General features: G+C 72.9%; 20 protein-coding genes. 12 read left to right on the top strand and 8 right to left on the bottom strand.

The window, feature by feature from the left end; translation table 11 throughout:
* Window positions 1-226 precede the first annotated feature (226 nt).
* Window positions 227-1,204 (top strand): polysaccharide lyase family 1 protein, encoded by a 978-nt coding sequence (locus ACIRF9_RS26605; protein WP_403827080.1) that lies wholly within the window; start codon window positions 227-229, stop codon window positions 1,202-1,204.
* A 32-nt stretch (window positions 1,205-1,236) separates the two neighbouring features.
* Window positions 1,237-2,040, top strand: a complete 804-nt coding sequence (locus ACIRF9_RS26600; RefSeq protein ID WP_403827078.1) for a pectate lyase — start codon at window positions 1,237-1,239, stop codon at window positions 2,038-2,040.
* An 81-nt stretch (window positions 2,041-2,121) separates the two neighbouring features.
* Here ACIRF9_RS26600 and ACIRF9_RS26595 read toward each other — a convergent pair whose 3' ends face one another.
* Entirely contained in the window at window positions 2,122-2,874 is a 753-nt protein-coding gene (locus tag ACIRF9_RS26595) for a PaaX family transcriptional regulator C-terminal domain-containing protein (protein ID WP_403827157.1), read from the bottom strand.
* 72 nt (window positions 2,875-2,946) lie between these two features.
* On the opposite strand from ACIRF9_RS26595, the gene ACIRF9_RS26590 reads away from it, so the two are divergent.
* Window positions 2,947-4,614 carry an acyl-CoA dehydrogenase family protein gene (locus ACIRF9_RS26590; RefSeq protein ID WP_403827076.1) on the top strand — a complete coding sequence of 556 codons (1,668 nt, stop codon included), beginning with the start codon at window positions 2,947-2,949 and terminating at the stop codon, window positions 4,612-4,614.
* Window positions 4,615-5,310: 696 nt separating this feature from the next.
* On the opposite strand, the gene ACIRF9_RS26585 is transcribed toward ACIRF9_RS26590, so the two are convergent.
* The gene (locus tag ACIRF9_RS26585) at window positions 5,311-5,895 is read right to left on the bottom strand and encodes a hypothetical protein (protein WP_403827074.1); all 585 of its coding nucleotides are present in this window, start codon (window positions 5,893-5,895) and stop codon (window positions 5,311-5,313) included.
* 215 nt (window positions 5,896-6,110) lie between these two features.
* Between ACIRF9_RS26585 and ACIRF9_RS26580 the strand changes: the two genes are divergently transcribed.
* From ACIRF9_RS26580 to ACIRF9_RS26565, 4 genes are all read left to right on the top strand, one after another.
* The gene (locus ACIRF9_RS26580; RefSeq protein WP_403827072.1) at window positions 6,111-7,262 is read left to right on the top strand and encodes a WD40/YVTN/BNR-like repeat-containing protein; all 1,152 of its coding nucleotides are present in this window, start codon (window positions 6,111-6,113) and stop codon (window positions 7,260-7,262) included.
* 73 nt (window positions 7,263-7,335) lie between these two features.
* Window positions 7,336-8,013, top strand: coding sequence for a uracil-DNA glycosylase (locus tag ACIRF9_RS26575; RefSeq protein WP_403827070.1), 678 nt, complete (start codon window positions 7,336-7,338; stop codon window positions 8,011-8,013).
* Window positions 8,010-8,999, top strand: a complete 990-nt coding sequence (locus ACIRF9_RS26570; protein ID WP_403827068.1) for an N-acetylglucosamine kinase — start codon at window positions 8,010-8,012, stop codon at window positions 8,997-8,999. The genes ACIRF9_RS26575 and ACIRF9_RS26570 overlap by 4 nt, the downstream gene beginning before the upstream one ends.
* Before the next feature lie 202 nt (window positions 9,000-9,201).
* Window positions 9,202-10,125 carry a sirohydrochlorin chelatase gene (locus ACIRF9_RS26565; protein ID WP_403827066.1) on the top strand — a complete coding sequence of 308 codons (924 nt, stop codon included), beginning with the start codon at window positions 9,202-9,204 and terminating at the stop codon, window positions 10,123-10,125.
* A gap of 122 nt (window positions 10,126-10,247) precedes the next feature.
* Here the strand turns inward: ACIRF9_RS26565 and ACIRF9_RS26560 are convergent, their stop codons facing one another.
* The 4 genes from ACIRF9_RS26560 to ACIRF9_RS26545 form a co-directional block, all read right to left on the bottom strand.
* Window positions 10,248-11,294 (bottom strand): lactonase family protein, encoded by a 1,047-nt coding sequence (locus tag ACIRF9_RS26560; RefSeq protein ID WP_403827064.1) that lies wholly within the window; start codon window positions 11,292-11,294, stop codon window positions 10,248-10,250.
* A 95-nt stretch (window positions 11,295-11,389) separates the two neighbouring features.
* A complete protein-coding gene (locus ACIRF9_RS26555) occupies window positions 11,390-12,880 on the bottom strand; it encodes an FUSC family protein (protein ID WP_403827062.1) in 1,491 nt (496 codons plus the stop codon).
* Window positions 12,881-13,070: 190 nt separating this feature from the next.
* Window positions 13,071-13,721 (bottom strand): phosphoribosyltransferase, encoded by a 651-nt coding sequence (locus ACIRF9_RS26550; protein ID WP_403827060.1) that lies wholly within the window; start codon window positions 13,719-13,721, stop codon window positions 13,071-13,073.
* 40 nt (window positions 13,722-13,761) lie between these two features.
* The gene (locus ACIRF9_RS26545; RefSeq protein ID WP_403827155.1) at window positions 13,762-14,412 is read right to left on the bottom strand and encodes a dienelactone hydrolase family protein; all 651 of its coding nucleotides are present in this window, start codon (window positions 14,410-14,412) and stop codon (window positions 13,762-13,764) included.
* A 173-nt stretch (window positions 14,413-14,585) separates the two neighbouring features.
* Between ACIRF9_RS26545 and ACIRF9_RS26540 the strand changes: the two genes are divergently transcribed.
* Entirely contained in the window at window positions 14,586-15,041 is a 456-nt protein-coding gene (locus ACIRF9_RS26540; protein ID WP_403827058.1) for an archease, read from the top strand.
* Between the two features lie 79 nt (window positions 15,042-15,120).
* On the opposite strand, the gene ACIRF9_RS26535 is transcribed toward ACIRF9_RS26540, so the two are convergent.
* The gene (locus ACIRF9_RS26535; protein ID WP_403827057.1) at window positions 15,121-16,533 is read right to left on the bottom strand and encodes an RtcB family protein; all 1,413 of its coding nucleotides are present in this window, start codon (window positions 16,531-16,533) and stop codon (window positions 15,121-15,123) included.
* Window positions 16,534-16,597: 64 nt separating this feature from the next.
* Between ACIRF9_RS26535 and ACIRF9_RS26530 the strand changes: the two genes are divergently transcribed.
* The 3 genes from ACIRF9_RS26530 to ACIRF9_RS26520 all read left to right on the top strand — a co-directional run bounded on the left by ACIRF9_RS26530 (window position 16,598) and on the right by ACIRF9_RS26520 (window position 19,918).
* On the top strand, window positions 16,598-17,716 hold the full coding sequence (locus tag ACIRF9_RS26530) for a CapA family protein (RefSeq protein ID WP_403827055.1): 1,119 nt from the start codon (window positions 16,598-16,600) through the stop codon (window positions 17,714-17,716).
* A 128-nt stretch (window positions 17,717-17,844) separates the two neighbouring features.
* Entirely contained in the window at window positions 17,845-19,524 is a 1,680-nt protein-coding gene (ctaD, locus tag ACIRF9_RS26525; RefSeq protein WP_403827053.1) for a cytochrome c oxidase subunit I, read from the top strand.
* A complete protein-coding gene (locus ACIRF9_RS26520) occupies window positions 19,514-19,918 on the top strand; it encodes a cytochrome c oxidase subunit 4 (protein WP_403827051.1) in 405 nt (134 codons plus the stop codon). Before ctaD ends, ACIRF9_RS26520 begins: the two co-directional genes overlap by 11 nt.
* Here ACIRF9_RS26520 and ACIRF9_RS26515 read toward each other — a convergent pair.
* Window positions 19,836-21,353, bottom strand: a complete 1,518-nt coding sequence (locus tag ACIRF9_RS26515) for a cytochrome bc complex cytochrome b subunit (RefSeq protein WP_403827049.1) — start codon at window positions 21,351-21,353, stop codon at window positions 19,836-19,838. The two genes, ACIRF9_RS26520 and ACIRF9_RS26515, sit on opposite strands and share 83 nt — an antisense overlap.
* Window positions 21,354-21,548: 195 nt before the next feature.
* On the opposite strand from ACIRF9_RS26515, the gene ACIRF9_RS26510 reads away from it, so the two are divergent.
* Window positions 21,549-22,025: an Lrp/AsnC family transcriptional regulator gene (locus ACIRF9_RS26510; protein WP_403827047.1), complete on the top strand. Its 477-nt coding sequence runs from the start codon at window positions 21,549-21,551 to the stop codon at window positions 22,023-22,025.
* Window positions 22,026-22,090: the final 65 nt, after the last annotated feature.

Genomic DNA, 22,090 nt, shown 5'->3' with positions numbered 1-22,090 from the left:
ATGCACACGCCGACCATGGAAGCGCTCCCACGGCATTCGCGTACGGCGGCGTGTTCTGCGCAAAGCGTTGACTAGAAAGCGCTTGCCCTCTACGTTCCGTTCAACAGTGTGACCGAGCCGCTCCGCAAGATCCCCAAAAGGCCGCACTACCGGCATTCCATGGTTCACATACAAGAACAATGTCCATACATGCGTTCTCCCCACTTTCCTGAAGGGACGCATCCGCATGCGCACAGGCCCCCCACGTACACAGGCGCAAAGGTCCACTCTCGTCGCGGCGGCCGCCGCTCTCGCCGCGACGGCGGTGCTCGCCCTCCCCCAGCCGGCCGGTGCGGCCGACACCTCACCGGTCGGGTTCGGCGCCGGGACGACCGGCGGCGGAAGCGCCACGGCGGTCACCGTCTCGACTCTGGACGCCTTCAAGGCGGCGGTGACCGGCAGCACTTCGAAGGTCGTGAAGGTCAACGGCCTGATCTCGCTGAGCGGTCAGGTCGACATCGGCTCCAACACGACCGTCCTGGGCGTCGGTTCGTCGTCCGGGTTCACCGGCGGCGGGCTGCGGCTGAAGAAGGTGACGAACGTCGTCATCCGCAATCTGAACATCAGCAAGCCGCTGAAGCCGGCCGACGGCATCGAGGTCCAGGCCTCGACCAAGGTGTGGATCGACCACAACTCCTTCTCGGCGGACCGCGATCACGACAAGGACCACTACGACGGTCTGCTGGACATCAACCACGCCTCGGACTACGTGACGGTGTCCTGGAACACCTTCAAGGACCATTTCAAGGGCTCACTCGTCGGTCACAGCGACAACAACGCGAGCGAGGACACCGGGCACTTGAGGGTGACGTACCACCACAACCTGTTCAGCAACGTCTACTCGCGCATCCCCAGCCTGCGCTTCGGCACCGGGCACTTCTACGACAACTACGTCATCGGCGCCGAGACGGCCGTCCACTCGCGCATGGGCGCCCAGATGCTGGTCGAGAACAACGTCTTCCGCTCGACCGTGGTCGCCGTGACCACCAGCCGGGACAGCGACGTGGACGGCTACGCCAACCTCACCGGCAACGACCTCGGCGGAGCCGCGACCGAGGTGTCACAGGTGGGGACCTTCACCAGGCCGCCCTACAGCTACACCGCCGAGCCCGCTTCGACGGTCGTCGCCTCGGTGACGTCCGGCGCGGGCGCCGGAAAGCTCTGACCACCCCCCAACGAGGAAGAAGGAATCGGGACATGACTTCTTCGGTACGTCCGCGCACCTTCGTGCGCGCGCTGACCGGCATACTGGCCGCCCTCGGCCTCTCGGTTGGCATGATCACGACATTGGGCGCCTCGCCCGCGAACGCCGCCACCTGGCCCACCGCCACCGGCAGCCAGGCCGTCTCCTCCACCATCCCGGTCTCCGGCACCAAGGACTACGGGATGATCCGCCTCTACGGCACCGGCGACCTGGGCAGCGGCAGCCAGGACGAGGACCAGGGGCCGATCCTGGAGCTGGCCGACGGCGCCGTCCTGAAGAACGTCATCATCGGCGCCCCGGCCGCGGACGGCGTCCACTGCAAGGGCAGCTGCACCCTGCAGAACGTGTGGTGGGAGGACGTCGGCGAGGACGCCGCCACCTTCAAGGGCACCTCCTCGTCGAGCGTCTACACCGTCTACGGCGGGGGCGCGAAGTCCGCCAGCGACAAGGTGTTCCAGTTCAACGGCGCGGGCAAGCTGGTCGTCTCCAAGTTCGCCGTGCAGAACTTCGGCACCTTCGTCCGGTCCTGCGGCAACTGCAAGACGCAGTACAAGCGGACGATCATCCTGAACACCATCGAGGTCACCTACCCGGGCGGCCGGATCGCCGGTATCAACACCAACTACGGCGACAGCGTGGCGCTGCGCGCCATCACCGTGGTCGGCGACAGCAGCAAGAAGATCATCCCGTGCCAGAAGTACATCGGGAACAACACGGGTGCGGAGCCGACCACCAACGGCACCAGCGCCGACGGCACGTACTGCAACTACACGGCGGCCGACATCACCTACAAGTAGCCCTCCCGCACACCGTCGCCCCCCACGGTGAAGGCGGCCGTACGAAGCGCCCCCGCACGGCGCTTCGCACGGCCGCCGCTCCTATGCCCGGGTGCCGAGGGCCATCCCGGCGAGCGTGCGGCGGTGGTGCTCGTAGGCGGTCCGCAGCACCGGGCCCGGCCAGTCGGCGGGCAGCAGCGCGGGCGGCAGCACCGGGTCGGCCAGCAGGTGCCGTACGACGGCGGCCAGGGCCGTGAAGAGCGCGGCCGGCCCGGGTGAGCGCTCCACGTGGGCCAGCAGGGCCCTCGCCGTGTCCGCCCAGGCGTCGAGCGGCCACAGGCCCGCGGCCAGCTCGGCGGCGGGCACCGCGGGCCGGGTGGTGAAGCGCTGGACGACCTGGTCGAGGTCCGGGGGCCAGGGGCGGCCCAGGTTGGCAGGGCGCAGCCAGACGCCCTCGCGGAGTTCGGCAAGCCTGAGGGCGGTCAACCGGGTGCGCAGGTCGGCGCGTTCGGCGGGACCACGGCCGGTCGCGGTGATCACGGCCATCTCCCAGTCGCCCTCCCACGCGCGCGTGTCGGGACTGACGGCGTCGTCCTGCCGGCGTTGGCGCTCCAGCAGCCGGTCGCTGAGCCGGTAGACCGTGTCCGTGCGCCGCAGATCACCGGCGGCCACCATCCTGCTGAGCGCGGCCCGCACGGTCGATCCGCCCACCCCGAAGGGCTCCACGCCGCGCACCAGGTCCCGCGCGGGCAGTTCGGGCGGGTGCGCCCCCAGCAGCAGGCTCAGCACCACCGACCGGGCGGACAGCGGGCGCAGATCGACCCCTCCGGGTTCCGCCGAGACGTTCATCCGCATGGACACGTACTGTACGTCGCCCATGATGTTGCACTATTGATGCGACCGAAGGAAAAGTGCAACATGGCTCGCATGACCTCGACACCCGCGCAGACCCCTCCGTACGCCACGCACGAAGTGGCCAATCAGCCGCCGCCGCTGTCCCCCTACGACGCCTCCGACGACACCGCCCTGCTGGAGGGGCTGCGCCGGGAGGGCGCCGGATGGGCGGAGCCGGACGTACGGCGGCTCGGGCTGCGGGCCGGCGGGGTGGAGGCACAGGAGTGGGGGGAGCTGGCCAACCGGCACGAGCCCGTGCTGCGCACGCACGACCGGTACGGCCACCGTGTCGACGAGGTCGACTTCCACCCGAGCTGGCACGCGCTGATGCGGGTGGCCGTCGCGGAGGGCCTGGCCGGTGCGCCCTGGGCCGACGACCGGCCCGGGGCGCACGTCGCCCGCACGGCGGGCGGCCTCGTGTGGGGGCACACCGAGGCCGGGCACGGCTGCCCGACCTCGATGACGTACGCGGCCGTCCCCGCCCTGCGCCGGCAGCCGGAGCTCGCGAAGGTGTACGAGCCCCTGCTGACCGGCCGGGAGTACGACCCGGGGCTGCGGGTGCCCACGGAGAAGCGCGGGCTGCTGGCCGGCATGGGGATGACCGAGAAGCAGGGCGGCTCCGACGTCCGGACGAACACCACGGCGGCCTCCCCCACGGCCGAGCCGGGTCTGTACACCCTGCGCGGGCACAAGTGGTTCACGTCGGCGCCGATGTGCGACCTGTTCCTGGTGCTGGCGCAGGCTCCCGGCGGGCTGTCCTGCTTCCTCGTGCCGCGCGTGCTGCCGGACGGGACCCGCAACACGTTCCGTGTCCAGCGGCTGAAGGACAAGCTGGGCAACCGCTCCAACGCCTCCTCCGAGCCCGAGTTCGACGGGACCGTGGCCTGGCTGGTCGGACCCGAGGGGCAGGGGGTGAAGACCATCATCGAGATGGTCAACTGCACCCGCCTGGACTGCGTGATGATGTCGGCGTCGCTGATGCGCAAGACGCTCATCGAGGCGGGACATCACGCACGGCACCGCAGCGCGTTCGGCGCGCGGCTGCTGGACCAGCCGCTGATGCGCAACGTCCTGGCCGACCTGGCGCTGGAGTCGGAGGCCGCGACCACGCTGACGCTGCGGCTGGCCGGGGCCGCCGACCGGGCGGTGCGCGGGGACGACGGCCGGGGGACCGAGCAGGCCTTCCGGCGGATCGCCACGGCCGTCGGCAAGTACTGGGTGACCAAGCGGGGTCCGGCGTTCACCGCGGAGGCGCTGGAATGCCTGGGCGGCAATGGTTACGTGGAGGACTCCGGTATGCCCCGGCACTACCGCGAGGCGCCCCTGCTGTCCATCTGGGAGGGCTCGGGCAACGTCAACGCCCTCGACGTCCTACGGGCGTTGACACGCGAACCGGAGACGGCGGACGCCCTGTTCGGTGAACTCGCCCTGGCGCGGGGGGCGGACGCCCGGCTGGACGCGGCCGTCGCACGGCTGAGGTCCGAACTGGGCGCGGCCACACCCTCCGGGGCCCGCCGGCTGGTGGAGCGGATGGCCCTCACCCTCCAGGCCTCCCTCCTCGTCCGGCACGCCCCGCCCGCGGTCGCGGACGCCTTCTGCGCGACCCGGCTCGGCGGCGACTGGGGGTACGCCTTCGGCACGCTCCCCGACGGGGCCGACGTCGGCGGAATCCTGGAAAGAAGCCTTCCCGCCGTGAACTGACCGGTGTCCCCTGTCAGCGGCGCCGGGCACAAGCCGCCCGGACCCTGGCGCGGCTCGGCGGTGCCGCGCGCCCCGCCCTGCCCGCGCCGCGCCGGATGACGTCCTCCTCGCACCCGGAGCGGACGGCTGCCACCTGTGCCGTCGTCCGGGTCACCGGGGAGGTCGAACCTTCCGTCGGCGGGCGGACCGGGCCGTCGGCCGGCGCACCGACCCGTTGGCGGCCGACCGGCACCCTCGGGGAGCGGACCGGCACGTCAGGTCGTTCAGCAGGTCCGGGGGCGGACGAGGGCCGTCGGCCGGTGCTGCGGCCCGTTGGAGTCCGGCCCGCGCCCCTCGGGGAGCGGACCGGCTCGTCAGGTCGTTCAGCAGGTCCGGGGGCGGACGAGGGCCGTCGGCCGGTGCTGCGGCCCGTTGGAGTCCGGCCCGCGCCCCTCGGGGAGCGCACCGGCTCGTCAGGTCGTTCAGCAGGTCGGGGGCGGACGGGGGCCGTCGGCAGGTGCACCAACCCGTTGGCGGCCGGTCGGCGCCCCCGGGAAGCGGACCGGCCCCTCGGGGAACGCACCGGCTCGTCAGGTCCTTCAGCAGGTCCGGGGGCGGACGGGGGCCGTCGGCCGGTGCTGCGGGCCCGTTGGAGTCCGGCCCGCGCCCCTCGGGGAGCGGAGCGGCTCGTCAGGTCGTTCAGCGGGGCGGGGGCGGTCAGCCTGTTGGGCGGCCCCAGAGGGTGTCGAAGCGGGCCCAGTCGGCGTCCCACTGTTCGACGCGGCGGTGTTCCAGGCGGCCGCGCAGGAGGCGGCCGCCGGCGAAGGGGAGCGCGGCCGCGGCCAGCCCCGCGAGGCCGCCGACCAGGGTGGCACGGAGTCTGGCCTGGGCGGGCGTGGCGGGCTCGGTGACCAGGCGGCCCCGGCGGTCCGTCCAGACGGTGACCGGTGTGCCGCTGGGGCTGCCGGTCGCGACCCTGACCTGCCCGGTGTGGGCGGAGCCGTCCGGGCCGGTCCAGCCGACCTTCGCCCAGACCTGGTCGGCGCTGGAGGAGCCGGACTGCCCGGCGGCCTTCCCGGGCGCCGGTTCCGTCAGCCGGGCCACGAGGGGGCGCCACTCGACGCGTTCTCTGGCCAGCCCGTGCTCGACGGACCCGGCGGCCCCCCATCCCGCCAGAACCCCGACGAGGACGGTCAGCATCCAGGCACCGAGCACGACCCAGGCCTCCACCGTGTCGGCGCGACGCTTGAGCGGGTTGCGCCGCCAGCGCCACAGCCACACCTTCGGACCACGGAACGCCATCGAAGGCTTCCTCCTCATGAGCGCACGAACATCCTTGGACCGCCCTCCCATACGGGGCGGGCGGTCCGGATGCTCAGGGGCAGTCCCTCGTCCCGACGGTCCCACGCGTTCCGCCGCCCGCGCAGGCGTCCGTCCGAAAGTGGCCGACGCCATGCGGTCCGGTGCGGCGCGACCGCTGTGACCTGCGGTGACGGCCCTCCCGGAGGTGACTGTCAGTGGCGGGGTGCAGACTGGCCGGTGTCTGGGACAAAGAGGTCGAGGACACAGCGGAGGAGACCGGCATGACCGAGGTACTGCTCGCCGTGGGCACGCGCAAAGGCCTGTTCATCGGGCGCCGGCGCGGCAGCGCATGGGAGTTCGACGAATCCCCCTACTTCAACGCACAGGCGATCTATTCGGTCGCCATCGACACCCGGGGCGAGCGCCCGAGGCTGCTGGCGGGCGGTGACAGCGCGCACTGGGGCCCGTCGGTGTTCCACTCCGACGACCTCGGCCGCACCTGGACCGAACCGGCCAAACCCGCCGTCAAGTTCCCGCAGGACACGGAGGCTTCGCTGGAGCGGGTGTGGCAGCTGCACCCGGCGGCGGCCGAAAGCGACGTGGTCTACGCGGGGACGGAACCGGCGGCGCTGTACCGCTCCGAGGACCGTGGGGAGACCTTCGAGCTGGTCCGCCCGCTGTGGGAGCACCCCACGCGCTCGAAGTGGGTGCCGGGCGGCGGCGGTGAGGGCCTGCACACCGTCCTCACCGACAAGCGCGACCCCAAGTCGGTGACGGTGGCGGTCTCCACGGCCGGCGTGTTCCGCACGACCGACGGCGGGGCGAGCTGGGAGCCCTCCAACTCCGGTGTGTCCGCGGTGTTCCTGCCGGATCCGCACCCGGAGTTCGGCCAGTGCGTGCACAAGATCGCGCAGGACGCGGCCACCCCGGACCGCCTCTACCTGCAGAACCACTGGGGTGTGTACCGCAGCGACGACGCGGGCCGGCACTGGACGGACATCGGCGCGGGCCTGCCGTCCACCTTCGGCTTCGCGGCCGCCGCGCACCCCACGCGCGGGGACACGGCGTACGTCTTCCCGATCAACGCCGACGCGGACCGGGTCCCCGCCGACCACCGGTGCCGGGTCTTCCGCACGGCGGACGCGGGCAAGAGCTGGGAGCCTCTGACGGCGGGCCTGCCGGAGGAGGACCACTACGGCACGGTGCTGCGTGACGCGTTGAGCACGGACGACGCGGACCCGGCGGGCGTGTACTTCGGCAACCGCAACGGCGAGGTGTTCGCCTCGGCGGACGACGGCGACAGCTGGCAGCAGCTGGCCTCCCACCTGCCGGACGTGCTCTGTGTACGGGCAGCGGTGATCGGATGAGCCCGGTGGGGGGACAACAGGGCGTTGGCCACCGGTTGATCACTGCCGTGCGTACGGCAGTAGGGTGACGCCCGTGGCACCACGACCCTTGCATGAAATCGTCGAACCGGGCTGGGCGAAAGCCCTGGAACCCGTCGCCGGACGGATCGCCGAGATGGGTGACTTCCTGCGCGCGGAGATCGCCGCGGGACGCACCTATCTCCCGGCCGGGCAGAACGTTCTCCGGGCCTTCCAACAGCCCTTCGACGACGTCCGCGTCCTGATCGTCGGACAGGATCCCTACCCCACCCCCGGACACGCGGTGGGACTGTCGTTCTCCGTCGCGCCGGACGTACGCCCGCTGCCCGGCAGCCTGATCAACATCTACCGGGAGCTGAACACCGACCTGGGCGTTTCCCAGCCCTCCAACGGCGATCTGACGCCGTGGACGCAGCAGGGCGTGCTGCTGCTCAACAGGGCCCTCACCACGGCCCCGCGCAAGCCGGCCGCGCACCGGGGCAAGGGCTGGGAGGAGGTCACCGAGCAGGCGATACGGGCGCTGGCGGCGCGCGGGAAGCCGCTGGTGTCCATCCTGTGGGGCCGGGACGCCCGCAACCTGCGTCCGCTGCTGGGCGATCTGCCCTCGGTGGAGTCCGCGCACCCCTCCCCCATGTCGGCGGACCGGGGCTTCTTCGGTTCGCGGCCGTTCAGCAGGGCCAACGACCTGCTGATCCGGCAGGGCGGCCAGCCGGTGGACTGGCGCCTGCCGTGACGGTCCCCGCGGATCCGGAGCGCGACCACGGCATCCTCGCCGTGGACTCGGGAGGCTCCGGACTGCGGGTCGCCGTGGGCACCGCCGGACGGGGCGCGTTGGCCGAGCGGTCCTCGCGGGTGCCGGTGCGGACCGGTGACCGGGGTATCGATCCCGGGCATCTGATGGACCAACTGGTACCGATGGTGCGGGCGTTGACGGTGCAGACGGGGGTCGCGCGGCTGACCACGGCGGTCGTGGGCGCGGCCGGGCTGAGCACCCTCGGCGACGCGCTGCGGGCCGAGCTTCCGGACGCCCTGGCACGGGAGTTCGGCGTCGGGACGAGCGCGCTCGCCGCCGACGCCGTGACCGCGTTCGTCGGCGCGCTCGGCGCGCGGGCGGGTGCCGTGGTCGCCGCCGGTACGGGTCTGATCGCGATCGGCACGGATCTGACGGGGTGGCAGCGGGCCGACGGCTGGGGCCATCTGCTGGGCGACTGCGGGGGCGGCGCCTGGATCGGACGGGCGGGGCTGGAGGCTGCGCTGCGCGCGTACGACGGGCGGCCCGGTGGCTCGGCCCGGCTTCTGGTGTGCGCCGAGGCGCGGTTCGGGCCGATGCCCGGCCTGCCGGGGGCGCTCTATCCGCGGCCGGACCGGGCCGCCGTCCTCGCCTCCTTCGCGCCCGAGGTGGCCGCGTGCGCGGAGGACGACCCGGTGGCCTCGGGCATCCTGCGGACGGCGGCACGACATATCGCCGAGTCGGCCGCCGCCGTCTGCCCGGTGGGCGGAGAGCCCCCGTTCGCCCTCACCGGGGGCCTGGCGAAGCTGGGCGACCACCTTCTCGTACCGCTGGCGGAGGAGTTGGCGGGGCGGCTGCCGCGGGCGCGGCGGGTGGACCCCGAGGGGGATCCGCTGCACGGCGCGGTGCGGATCGCCGCCGGTCTGGCGATGGGCCGTCTCGCCCTGCCGGCCGACGGGGCGCTCCTGTCGGTGGTGCACCGTGCGTAGGGTCCGTACGGAATGAAACGTACGGAACGAGTCGTACACCATGCCCCAAAAGAGGGATTGCTCTCTTCGAGGGCAAGTCGCCCGGAAAACACGCTGATCACTTCTGATCCGTACGTAACTCATCAGACAAAACCGGACGGATACCGCTCACCTGCACCCTCCCCGAACAGGCAAGCCCAGGAAACAAGTAACATGCGGCGCCATGAGCTCCCCCACTGGGCCCGCGTCCGGCCTGCCAGTACGAATGCCGCGCCCCCGCCAGCCCGGGCGGCACCGTCGACCCGAGCCGTTGGCGGCTCCCGAGGGCGCGCCCGCGCTCGTTCTCGCGGTGCCGGGCACGCCGAGCGCCGCCACCCGCGGCCTCGCCGAGGAGATCGTGAGCATCGCCCGCTCCGAGCTCCCCGGCCTCGACGCGCGCATCGGGTATCTGGACGGGGACGACGCCGAGTTCCCCGCCCTGCAGTCCGTTCTCGCGCACGCCGCCGAGGAGCGCACCGCCCGCTACGAGCAGGCGCGCGCCGCCGGTCTCGACGTCAAGGAGCCCGACGGCCCGGTCGCCGTGGTCGTGCCGCTGCTCGCCGGTCCGGACAGCGCGCTGCTGCGCCAGCTGCGTCAGGCCGTCATGGAGAGCCGGGTCGCCGCCGACCTGACCGATGTCCTCGGCCCGCACCCGCTGCTCGCCGAAGCGCTGCACGTGCGGCTGTCGGAGGCCGGACTGGCCCGCGCGGACCGCGCCCGCCTGTTCACCGTGGCGACCGCCGCGGACGGCATCATCTTGGCCTCCGTGGGCGGCGAGGAGGCCGTGCAGGCCGCCGGAATCACCGGCATGCTGCTCGCCGCGCGACTGGCCGTGCCGGTGATGGCCGCGGCGCTCGACCAGGAGGGCTCCATCTCCTCCGTGGCCGAGCAGCTGCGCTCCTCCGGCTCGCAGCAGCTGGCCCTCGCGCCGTACCTGATCGGCCCGGAGATCGACGCCGCGCTGATCGAGGAGGCCGCCAAGGAAGCGGGCTGCGCCGCCGCCGAGGCCCTCGGCCCCTACCCCGCGATCGGCAAGCTCGCGCTGGCCAAGTACACGACCGCCCTGGGCATCGCCCCCCAGCAGCCGCAGGGCGCACCGGTCCGCTAGACCGACCGGCCGCAAGGACGCCGTACGACACGAAGGGCCCGCTCCTGCCGAGGAGCGGGCCCTTCGCGGTGCCGAGGCCCTGCCCGAGACCAGAAGGGCTGCCTGCCCCCGGGCGGCTCGTGTCAGCCGAGGATCACGCAGGACGCGGCCGGGATCGGGAGGGTGCCGGTGGGGTGGGGGTGGCCTGTGGTGGGGTCGATGGTGAACCAGGTGATGTCGCCGGAGCGTTCGTTCGCGACGTAGAGGACGGTGCCGGAGGGGGAGACGGTCAGGGCTCGGGGCCAGTGGCCCGCGCAGGGGACGGTGGCGGTCAGCCGGAGCGCGTCGCCCTCCCCCTCCACGGCGAACACGGAGAGCACGTCCTCGCCGCGGGTGGCGGTCCACACGAACCGGCCGTCGGGGGCGACGGCGATGCCCGAGGGGTAGGCGTCCCCCTCGGGCGCGCCGGGCAGGACCGAGGCCTCCGCCAGGGGCTTCAGGGAGCCGTCCAGGGCGTCCCAGCGGCAGACGGTGACGGTCGGGGTGAGTTCGTTGACGACGTACGCGTACGAGCCGTTCGGGTGGAAGGCGAGGTGGCGCGGGCCGGAGCCGGGCCGCAGCGCGTGTTCGCGGTGCAGGAGCGGGACGCCGTCGCGCAGGGCGCAGACCCGCACCGAGTCCGTCCCGAGGTCCACGCTGACCGCCCAGCGCCCGCTGGGGTCTGGCTGCACCTGATGGGCGTGCGGCCCCTGCTGGCGCCGGGTGTGCGGGCCGGAGCCGGTGTGGTGCAGGACCCCGGAGGCGATCCGGGCGAGGCCGCCGTCCGCGCGGACCGGGATCGCGGTGACGCTGCCGGAGCCGTAGTTGGCGGTCAGGACGTGCCCGTCGAACACCGCGAGGTGGGTGGGACCGCTGCCGTCGATGGCCACGGGCGGGCCGGCCGCCTCCGGTACGTCGCCCGTCACGTGGTACGCGGCCACGGCCCCGTCGGCCGTCTCACTGACCGCGTACAGCGTGTCGCCGGTGGCCGACAGGGCCAGCCAGGAGGGGTCGGGAAGGCCGTTCAGGCTGCTCAGGGGGGTGAGCGCGCCGCTGTCCGGGTCCACGGCGGCCGTCACGATCCCGGGCCCTCCGGCCGCCGTGAACGAACCGATGAACGCCCGCCGAATCCGTCCGCCGAGGTCTGCCACCGCTGTCCCCTCTCGGTCGCTGCTGTCCGGGGTGACGGTAGCAGTTGATCAGCACCGGTCTAGACCAGACCCGCGCCGAAACGTCACGGCAGACGTCACGCTCCCACCAACGGCGACCCCGAAGGTGTCCGCAGCGGCTGGGCCAGTTCCGTCAGGGCGCGCTCCAGGCCGTGCAGGTGGGCCAGCGCGGGCTCGGTGACCGGCGGGCGGTCGGCGAGGGCGGCGGTGGACCCGCCGTCGGTCAGGGCCTCCACGGCCGCCTGGACACGCCAGCAGGCCGCGGCCAGGCGGGCGTCGTGGGAGGCCTCGGGGTCGGCGGCGACGGCGACCAGGCCGCGGCTCTCGCGGGCGCAGGCGTCCAGCAGGGCCAGGACCCGGCGGGCGCGCCGCTTGCGGCCGAGCATCGGGTTCAGCGGATGCACGAGCGGGGCGACGGCGAGCCGGACCCGGCCGAGGAGCTGCTCGAGCTCGGCGACGCGCGCCGCGGGGTCGGCGGCCGGGTCGCCCGCGAGGCGCGCGGCGGCCTCGGCGGTGCAGGCGTGCACACAGCGCAGGGCGCGCTGGATCCAGGCGTCGGTGATGGTGTGGGTGGTGACCGGCAGGACGAACAGCACGGCCAGCGCCGCGCCGAGCGCCCCCACGCCGGTCTCCGCGAGCCGCAGCGCCAGCAGCCCGGGGGTGAGCACGCCGAGGAGGCCGTAGAGGAGCTCGGCGAGGAGGGTCACCCAGAGCATCATCCAGGTGTAGGAGACTGCGGCCGTGTAGAAGATGCCGAAGACGGAGACGGCGAGCAGGGCGGCCGTGGGGGCGGGTGCGCCGTCGACGGGGACCGCGACCAGCAGGCCGAGTCCGATGCCGATCACCGTGCCGAGGACCCGTCGGAAGCCGCGGACCAGGGTCTCCCCGCGGGAGGCGGTGTTGACGAAGATCCACCAGGTGGCGCCGACGGCCCAGTACCAGCGCTGCCCGGAGACCAGCTGGCCCACGACGAGGGCGAAGCCCGCGCCGGCCGTGGCCTGGACGGCCTGGCGGGTGGTGACCCGGGCCAGACCGCGGCCGCCCGGCGGGGCGGGCACCGGCGCCGGGGGCAGCCTGCGCTCGTAGCACCACGCGCCGAAGCGCACCGCCGCCGCGGTCAGCAGGGACAGCGTGACGGAGGCGTACAGCTCGAGGAGCCGACCGGTCGTCGCGTGCAGGAACTGGGCGACGAAGAACATCATGAACGCGAACACGCCCAGGCTGTGCCCGCGCGGCCCCCAGCGGCGGGCGTACACGCCCGCGCCGATGACGGCGAGGAAGGTGAGGTCGCGGGCCACGGGGTGGTCGTGCAGGACGGCCGCCGCGGCGAGGACGGGCAGGCCGACGGCGGGCAGCAGCGCGGTGGTGACCGCCTGGCCCCGGACCGTCGCGTCGGTGACGGTGAACAGCGCGAGCAGCGCCGCGAGCCCACCGGTGACGGTCCCGGCGAGGGAGTGACCGGCGAGGCCGCACACCACGCCGGCCAGGCCGATGCCCAGGACGGCCCGGGCGGCGAAGCGCAACCGCGTGCGCCCCGGGTCCGGAGCCGTGAACACCCTCTTCAGCACTGCTTTCCCACCCCTGCCGGAAGCCCGTACGAAAAAGGCGCCGCGGGGATCCGCAGCGCCATCGACCCGTCCATAGGAACATCCGCACGGCAGATGGTTCAACAACCCTCGAAATCACTGGGCCAATGGTCCAGCGACAGCCCTCCCCGGTCAGCCGGTGGAGTGCCAACGGACCACCGGACGCGCCGCCTCAGCCTTCCGCGGCCGTGTGCAGCGCCCGCAGCACATCGGCGTCGGTGAGCTGCTCGAAGTCGTCGTACCAGAGGCCCACGGCCATGAAGGCGGCCGGCTGGTACAGGCAGATCACCTCGTCCGCCTCGGACCGCAGCAGGCTCACCGCCTCCGGGGAACCGACCGGTACGGCCAGGACGGAGCGGTGGGGCGCCGCGCTGTGCAGGGAGCGCAGCGCGGCGCGGGCGGTGGCCCCGGTCGCGAGCCCGTCGTCCACCACGATCGCGGTGCGTCCCCGCAGGTCGGGAGCGGGTCGGCCCTCGCGGTAGAGCCGCTCGCGGCGCTGGAGCTCGGCGCGCTCGCGTTTCACCACCGCGGCGAGGTCGTCCCTCGTGAGGCCCAGTCTGCTCAGCGTGTCCTCGTCGAGGAGCGGGTCGGCGTCGCCGACGAGCGCGCCGACGCCGAGCTCCGGCTGGAAGGGCGCGCCGATCTTCCGTACGACGAGCACGTCGAGCGGGGCGCCGAGCGCACGGGCGACCTCCTGGGCCACGGCGACGCCGCCCCGGGGCAGGGCGAGGACGACGGGATCCGGCAGCTCGCCCCTCTCCTGCCGGGTCCGCAGCACTCCGGCCAGCTCGCGTCCGGCCTGTGTGCGGTCACGGAACTGCATGGCGACCGCCACTCCTTCCGGTCAGCCCCTCCACCTCGGGTCAGGCCGGCGTCAGCCGGTCGTCGCACCACTCCTTCGCCGCCCCGGCCACCTGCTCCAGCGCCCCCGGCTCCTCGAACAGATGGGTGGCGCCGGGGACCACGTGGAGGGAGTACGGCACCCGCAGCCGCCGGGCCGCCTCCTCGTTCAGGCTCAGGACCTCCAGGTCCCGGCCGCCCACGACGAGCAGCACCGGCGCCCGTACGCCGGCCAGGGCGCCCTCCGCCAGGTCGGGCCGCCCGCCACGGGAGATCACGGTCAGCACCCGGTCCGGCCGTTCGGCGGCGGCCACCAGGGCCGCTGCCGCGCCGGTGCTGGCGCCGAACAGGACGACGGGGAGCGCCCGGGTGTCGTGCTGCGCCGCCAGCCAGTCGACGACAGCGACCACGCGGCGGCCCAGCAGCGGTATGTCGAAGCGGTGCACCCCCGTCTCCGCGTCCTCGCGTTCCTCGATCTCGGTGAGCAGGTCGATCAGCAGGGTGCCCAGCCCGGCGGTGCGCAGTTCGGCGGCGACCATGCGGTTGCGCGGGCTGTGCCGGGAGCTGCCGCTGCCGTGCGCGAACAGCACCAGGGCCCGGGCGGGCGTCGGCACGAGGAGGTCACCCGTGAGCGCCGCGCCGTCGACGGGCACGCGGACCAACTGGGAGATCATCGCCGTCATCTTCTTCCTCGGGACGGTGCCGGGGCGCCGCTCGTACCCCCTCGGCGCCGGCACGGTTTCCGGGTATCCAGACTGGCGCCGGCCAACCGGGGTACCCGTAGGGGCGACACGACGGATCGGACGCCCGGGCCGGACGCGCCGGGCCGGGACTGGTGGTGGCGGGCATGGTCGGCGACATGGACGACGACCGGCAGGCACGGCGGCAGGGCGAGAGCGGCCACCGGAGGGTGCCGCACACCGCCGACATCCGCATCGACGCCTGGGGCACGAGCCGCGAGCGCTGTCTGGTGGAGGCGGCCCTGGGGATGGTGGAGTGCTTCGCCGACGTCACGGCGGTGCGGCCCACCGCCGTGGAGCGGATCCAGCTCGCCGACGCCGCCGACGACGATCTGCTGACCGCGCTGCTGGACGAGGTCGTCTACCGGCTGGAGGTGCACGGGCAGGTGCCCGTCGACCTGGAGGCGGAGGCCACGGACGACGGGGTGGACGTGCGGCTGGCGGTCGCCGGGCTGACGGACGTGGAGATCGTCGGGGCGGTGCCGAAGGCCGTGGCGTGGCACGAGCTGCGCATGGGGCCGGATCCGTACGGGTGGTCGTGTGCGGTGACCGTGGACGTGTGAGGCGAGTCGCCGTCTGAGGCGATGTGCGTCGACGCGTGAGGCGATGTGTTCCGAGTCAGCCCTTGACCACCCTCACGAGTCAGCCCTTGACCACCCCCAGGGGCACCAGCCGGGCCACCGTGCGGCAGAGCCCCGCGCGGCTGCTCACCGCCACCACCTCGCCGACGTCCTTGTAGGCCTCCGGGGTCTCCTCGGACAGGCCGCGCAGCGAGCGGGGCCGTACGGCGATGCCCTCCGCCTCCAGCCGGGCCCGCAGGTCCTTGCCGGTGACGACCCGTGCGGCCCGGTGACGGCTCATCACCCGGCCCGCTCCGTGGCAGGTGGAGAAGAACGCGCCGCCGCCGGGCACCCCGGTGAGTACATAGGAGGCCGTGCCCATGGTGCCCGGGATCAGCACCGGCTGGCCGGAATCCCGCAGGTCCTCGGGGAGCTCGGGATGCCCGGGCGGGAAGGCGCGGGTGGCGCCCTTGCGGTGCACGCACAGGGTGCGGGGCCGGCCGTCGACCGGGTGGGTCTCGGTCTTGGCCAGGTTGTGGGACACGTCGTACACCAGGGACAGCCGGGCCCCGGTGGCGCGGCGGAAGACCCGGCGGGCCGCGTCGGACAGCAACTGGCGGTTCGCTCGGCCGTAGTTGGCGGCGGCGGCCATCGCGCCGAGGTAGGCCTGCCCCTCCGGTGAGTGCACGGGGGTGCAGGCGAGCTGCCGGTCGGGCACGGAGATGCCGTAGCGGGTCATCGCGCGGTCCATCGCCCGGACGTGGTCGGTGCAGATCTGGTGGCCCAGGCCGCGCGAACCGCAGTGGATCATCACGCACACCTGGCCGACGGCGAGTCCGAAGGCGGCGGCGACCTTCTCGTCGTACACCTCGGCGACCCGCTGCACCTCCAGGAAGTGGTTGGCCGAGCCCAGGCTGCCGACCTGTCCGAGGCCGCGTTCCCGGGCGCGTGCGCCGACCTGCGTGACATCGGCGTCGGCGACCGCCCCGCCGTCCTCGCAGCGCAGGAGGTCGCGCTCCTCGCCGTACCCCTCCTCGACGGCGTACCGGGAGCCGCCCCGCAGGATGCGCTCCAGCTGGCCGGGGCCGGTGAGGTGCCAGACCCCGCCGGGTCCGGCGCCGCGCGGGATCGCCCGGTCCAGGCCGTCCATGACGGCGGGCAGCGCGGGCCGCAGGGCCCGGTGGTCGGTGTCGGCGGCCAGCAGCCGTACCCCGCAGGAGATGTCGAAGCCGACCCCGCCGGGTGAGACGACGCCGCCGGCGTTAACGTCGGTCGCCGCCACTCCCCCGATGGGGAAGCCGTAGCCCCAGTGGATGTCCGGCATGGCGTACGAGGCGGCGACGATGCCGGGCAGGGTGGCCACGTTGACGACCTGCTCCAGCGACTGCTCGGCGTCGGCGAGCAGGTCCCGGGAGGCGTAGACGACTCCGGGCACCCGCATCGGTCCCCGGGGTTCTATGCGGAAGCGGTAGGCGCGCTCCTCGACGAGTTCCATCGCGACCTCCCTGGTCCCCCGCGTACCCGGCGGGCGGTGTCCTTATCGGCGTTACCGTGGGGGCGTGGGCGGCGGTGTGGTGACGCTGTTCCTGTGCGGCGATGTGATGCTCGGGCGCGGCGTCGATCAGGTCCTCGCGCATCCGGGCAGTCCTCGGCTGCGGGAGGACTGGGTCACGGACGCCCGGGAGTACGTCCGGCTGGCGGAGTCGGTGAACGGGCCGGTCCCGGCCCCCGTGGCGCCTTCCTGGCCGTGGGGCGAGGCGCTGCGGGTGCTGGAGGAGGCGGGCCCGGACGTCCGGGTGGTGAACCTGGAGACGTCCGTCACGCGCTGCGACGCGTTCGCGCCGGGCAAGGCGGTGCACTACCGGATGCACCCGGCCAACCTGCCCGCTCTCACGGTGGCCCGGCCCGACGTCTGTGTCCTGGCCAACAACCACGTGCTGGACTTCGGCCGCCCGGGCCTGGAGGAGACCCTCGACGCGCTGGCCGGCGCGGGCCTTCGGACGGCGGGGGCGGGACGCGGGCCCGACGAGGCGTACGCGCCCGCCGCGGTGCCCGTCCCGGGCGGCGGCCGGGTGCTCGTGTTCGCCCTGGGGGCGCGGTCCAGCGGCATACCGCCGGACTGGGCGGCGACCCCGGCCCTGTCCGGTGTGGCCTACCTGCCCGAGCTGTCGGCGACGACGGCCGCCGCGGTGGTCCGGCACGTGCGCCGGGCGAAACAGGCGGGCGACCTCGCGGTCGTGTCCGTGCACTGGGGCTCCAACTGGGGCTACCGCGTGCCCCGCGACCAGCTCCGGTTCGCCCGCGCCCTGGTCGACGGCGGGGTCGACCTCGTCCACGGGCACTCCTCCCACCACCCCCGCCCCGTCGAGGTCTACCGCGACCGGCTGGTGCTGCACGGCTGCGGCGACTTCGTCGACGACTACGAGGGCATCTCCGGCTACGAGGAGTTCCGCGACGACCTCCGGATCGCCTACCTCGTGCGGGTCGCGGCGGACACGGGACGGCTTGCGGGCCTGCGCATGGTGCCCCTGCGGGTCCGGCGCATGCGGCTGGAACCCGCGCCGGACGCGGACCGCGTCTGGCTGCGCACGACCCTGGACCGGATCAGCGGGGGCGTCCGGATCGCCCCCGCGCCGGACGGCTCGCTCGCCCTGGCGCATCCCGCCGCCGCTTCGTAGGACGCCGTCCGCGTCCGCGCCCTCCCGGGGATCCACCCGGCCCCCCTGACGGCGGACAGGAGGCGTGGCGCGGCCGGATCGGGCGGGGTGCGCCAGTAGCGTCGGCGCGGGAACCCTGGAGGAGGACGATGACCGAGCTGTCGGAGCGCGTGGACGACGAAGCCGGCCGCGCCGCCTCCCCGCACTCCTTCGGCCGTACGCTGCTGCGCTGGGCGACCACCACCGACCACAAGGTGATCGGCCGCCTCTACATGGTCACGGCGTTCTGCTTCTTCCTCTTCGGCGGGCTGCTGGCGCTCGTGATGCGGGCCGAACTCGCGCGGCCGGGGCTGCAGTTCGTCAGCGAGAACGGCTACAACCAGCTCTTCACCGTCCATGGCACGGTGATGATGCTGCTGTTCGCGACGCCGATGTTCGCCGGCTTCGCCAACGCCGTGATGCCGTTGCAGATCGGTGCGCCGGACGTGGCGTTCCCCCGGCTGAACGCGTTGTCGTACTGGATGTACCTGTTCGGCGGGCTGATGGTCGTCTCCGGGTTCGTGGTGCCGGGTGGTGCGGCGGCGTTCGGCTGGTTCGCGTACGCGCCGCTGAACAGCTCGTACTACTCCCCCGGCGCGGGCGGTGACCTGTGGACCATGGGGCTGGTGGTCACCGGTGTGTCGACCACGCTGGGCGCGGTCAACTTCATCGCCACGATCATGTGTCTGCGCGCGCCGGGGTTGACGATGTTCCGGATGCCGATCTTCACCTGGAACGTGCTGTTCACGTCGATCCTCGTGCTGCCCGCGTTCCCGGTGCTCACGGCGACGCTGCTCGCGCTGGAGTCGGACCGGAAGTTCGGCTCGCACGTCTTCGACGCGGCGAACGGCGGCGCGATCCTCTGGCAGCACCTGTTCTGGTTCTTCGGGCATCCCGAGGTGTACATCGTGGCGCTGCCGTTCTTCGGGATCATCTCGGAGATCATTCCGGTGTTCGCGCGCAAGCCGCTGTTCGGCTATCTGCCGATGGTCGGCGCGACGATCGCGATCACCATGCTGTCGGCGGTGGTGTGGGCGCACCACATGTTCGCGACGGGCGCGGTGCTGCTGCCGTTCTTCTCGCTGATGTCGTTCCTGATCGCGGTGCCGACGGGCATCAAGTTCTTCGCGTGGACCGGCACGATGTACCGGGGCTCGCTGTCGTTCGAGACGCCCATGCTGTGGGCGGTGGGGTTCCTGGTGTCGTTCCTGCTGGGCGGGCTGAGCGGGGTGCTCATCGCGTCGCCGCCGCTGGACTTCCACCTCACCGACTCGTACTTCATCGTGGCGCATCTGCACTATGTGCTGTTCGGCACGGTCGTCTTCGCGATGTTCGCCGGGTTCTACTTCTGGTGGCCCAAGTTCACCGGACGGATGCTGGACGAGCGGCTGGGCAAGCTGCACTTCTGGCTGCTGTTCCCGGCGTTCCAGCTGACCTTCTTCGTGCAGCACTGGCTGGGCGAGGAAGGCATGCCCCGCCGGTACGCCGACTACCTGGCCTCGGACGGCTTCACCCTGCTGAACACGGTGTCGTCGGTGGGGGCCTTCCTGCTCGGCGTCTCCACCCTTCCCTTCCTCTACAACGTGTGGCACACGGCCCGGCACGGCCGGCGCGCCGGCGAGGACGACCCCTGGGGCTACGGGCGGGGCCTGGAGTGGGCGACGTCCTGTCCGCCGCCCCGGCACAACTTCGTGGCGCTGCCCCGGGTGCGCTCGGAGTCCCCGGCCTTCGACCTGCACCATCCGGCGCTCGAACAGCGGAAACAGGAGCACTTGCCCCATGCGGACTGAGGCGTGGCTGTTCGGCGGTGTCGCCCTCTTCTTCGCGGGCGTAGCCGTGTTCTACGGCATCTGGTCGCACTGGGATCCGGCCGGTACGGCGGCGCTGGTCGTCGCCGCGCTCATGGCCGCGGTGATCTCGTTCTTCTGCGCGATGAACTACCGGCGCAGGGGGCGGCGTCCGCAGGACCGTCCCGACGCGGAAGTGGCCGACGGCACCGGGCCGCTGGAGTTCTTCCCGCCGGAGAGCCGCTGGCCGATCGTCACCGCCTTCGGGTTCGCGGTCGCCGCGACCGGCGTGGTCTACGGGCTGTGGCTGTTCCTCATCGGCGTCGGCGTACTGGGAGCCGGGGTGTTCGGAATGGTGTTCCAGTACGCCGCCCGGGACTCCGGCCGGGAGGGCTGATCGGGGTCCTGGGGGCGCCCGGCCGGAACGTGTCCACCGGCCTGTGGTCGCTCTCGTAGCCCCCGGTGAGGGACTGACGCACCTCGCCGGTCTCCTCGCCCTCGGTCAGGCGTTCCCGCTCCGACGCCAGCAGGGCGTGGCACAGGCGCCGGGTGACCATGAAGGCCAGGAACGGGCCCACGACGAGGGCGACGCGCAGGATCCAGGTGAGGACGTTCACGGAGACGCGGAACGTCTGGGCGATGATGTCGTTGCCGCCGGCCAGCAGCAGGACTCCGTAGAAGACGATGCCGGCCACGCCGAGTCCGGTGCGGACGGGGCGTTCGCGCGGCCGGTCGCACAGGTGGTGCTCCCGCTCCGCCTCCCCCGTCAGCCGCTGCTCGACGAACGGGTAGAGGTACAGGACGACGAAGAAGAGCCCGGGAAGGACGACGGCGGGCAGGAGCACGTTCCACATCAGGGTGTACCCGGCGAGGTTGGTCTCCCAGGGCGGTACGAGCCGCAGCGCGCCCTCCAGGAACCCGACGTAGAAGTCGGGCTGGGAGCCGGTCGACACGACGTCCGGGCGGTAGGGGCCGTACACCCAGACCGGGTTGATCTGCGCGAGTCCGCCGAGCACGGTGAGCAGGCCGAAGACCATGAGGGACAGGCCTGCCGAGCCCACCGCGAACTGGGGGACCATCGGTTTGCCGACGGCGTTCCTGTCGGTCCTTCCCGGGCCTCGCCAGTGGGTGTGCTTGAGGGAGAAGACGAGGATCAGGTGGACCGTGACCAGCCCGATCAGCGCGCCGGGCAGCAGCAGGATGTGCAGGCTGTACAGCAGGGGCACGATGTCCTGCCCGGGGAACTCGCCCCCGAACGCGAACATGCTCACATAGGTGCCCACCACCGGCAGCGACAGCATGATGCCCTGCGCGATGCGCAGTCCGGTGCCGGAGAGCAGGTCGTCGGGGAGCGAGTAGCCCGCGAACCCCTCGGCCAGGGCGAGCACGAGGAGGGTGACGCCGATGACCCAGTTCATCTCGCGCGGCCTGCGGAAGGCGCCGGTGAAGAAGATCCGCAGCAGATGGACACCGATCGCGGCGACGAAGACGAGGGCCGCCCAGTGGTGCGTCTGCCGGATGAGCATGCCGCCGCGCACGTCGAAGCTGATGTGCAGGGTGGAGTCGAAGGCGGCGGACATCCGGACGCCCTGCAGGGGCACGTACGCGCCGTGGTAGACGACCTCGTGCATGTCGGGCTTGAAGAAGAAGGTCAGCCAGATGCCGGTCAGCACCAGCACGATCAGGCTGTAGAGCGCCAGCTCGCCGAGGAAGAACGACCAGTGGTGGGGGAACGCCTTGCGCAGCAGCCCGCCACCGCCCTCGTACACCGGCAGCCGCGCGTCGGCCGCGTCCACGGCCTTCCGGACCGCACCACCGAGCTCACCCTCCACGGACCGCCTCCCTCCGGACCTGCGTTCAGGCCATGCCTAGCCACCGGCCGGGCGGGCATGTACCCCCACCGCGCGAAACACTCGCGCGACCCGCGCGCGGCACCCGATCGGCCGAGCGGCGGCCGTGCCGCGGCCTGCGACCTGCGTTGGTACAGTCGGCGGCGATCAGCCATGTACGAGGAGGCGCCGGGCACCATGGCCGTCGACGAGCTGGACACCCGCATCCTGCGGCTGCTGCTCGAACAGCCGCGCACCAGCGTGCGGGAGTACGCCCGGGTCCTCGGCGTGGCGCGCGGCACCCTCCAGGCCCGTCTGGACCGGCTGGAGCGGGACGGCGTGATCACCGGCACCGGTCCGTCCCTCTCCCCGGCCGCCCTCGGCCATCCGGTCCTGGCGTTCGTGCACATCGAGGTCACCCAGGGCCATCTCGACGACGTGGGCGACGCGCTGGCCGCCGTCCCGGAGATCATCGAGGCCTTCTCGATCACCGGTGGCGGCGATCTGCTCACCCGGGTCGTGGCGCGGGACAACGCCCATCTGGAGGACGTGATCCAGAAGCTGATCAGCCTGCCCGGCGTGGTCCGCACCCGGACGGAGGTCGCGCTGCGGGAGCGGGTGCCGCACCGGTTGCTGCCGCTGGTGGAGTCGATCGGCCGCGCGGCCCGCAAGTAACGTCCACAACTTTCGGTCCCGTCCGACCCGTTGACGCCCTCTCGTCCCCCCTCTAACGTCTGGTC

Origin of the sequence: Streptomyces sp. NPDC096132, from assembly GCF_044763345.1 — a bacterium.
GTDB lineage: Bacteria > Actinomycetota > Actinomycetes > Streptomycetales > Streptomycetaceae > Streptomyces.
The sequence above is the reverse complement of the archived record's forward strand: the minus strand, read 5'-3'. Positions and strand labels throughout refer to the sequence as shown.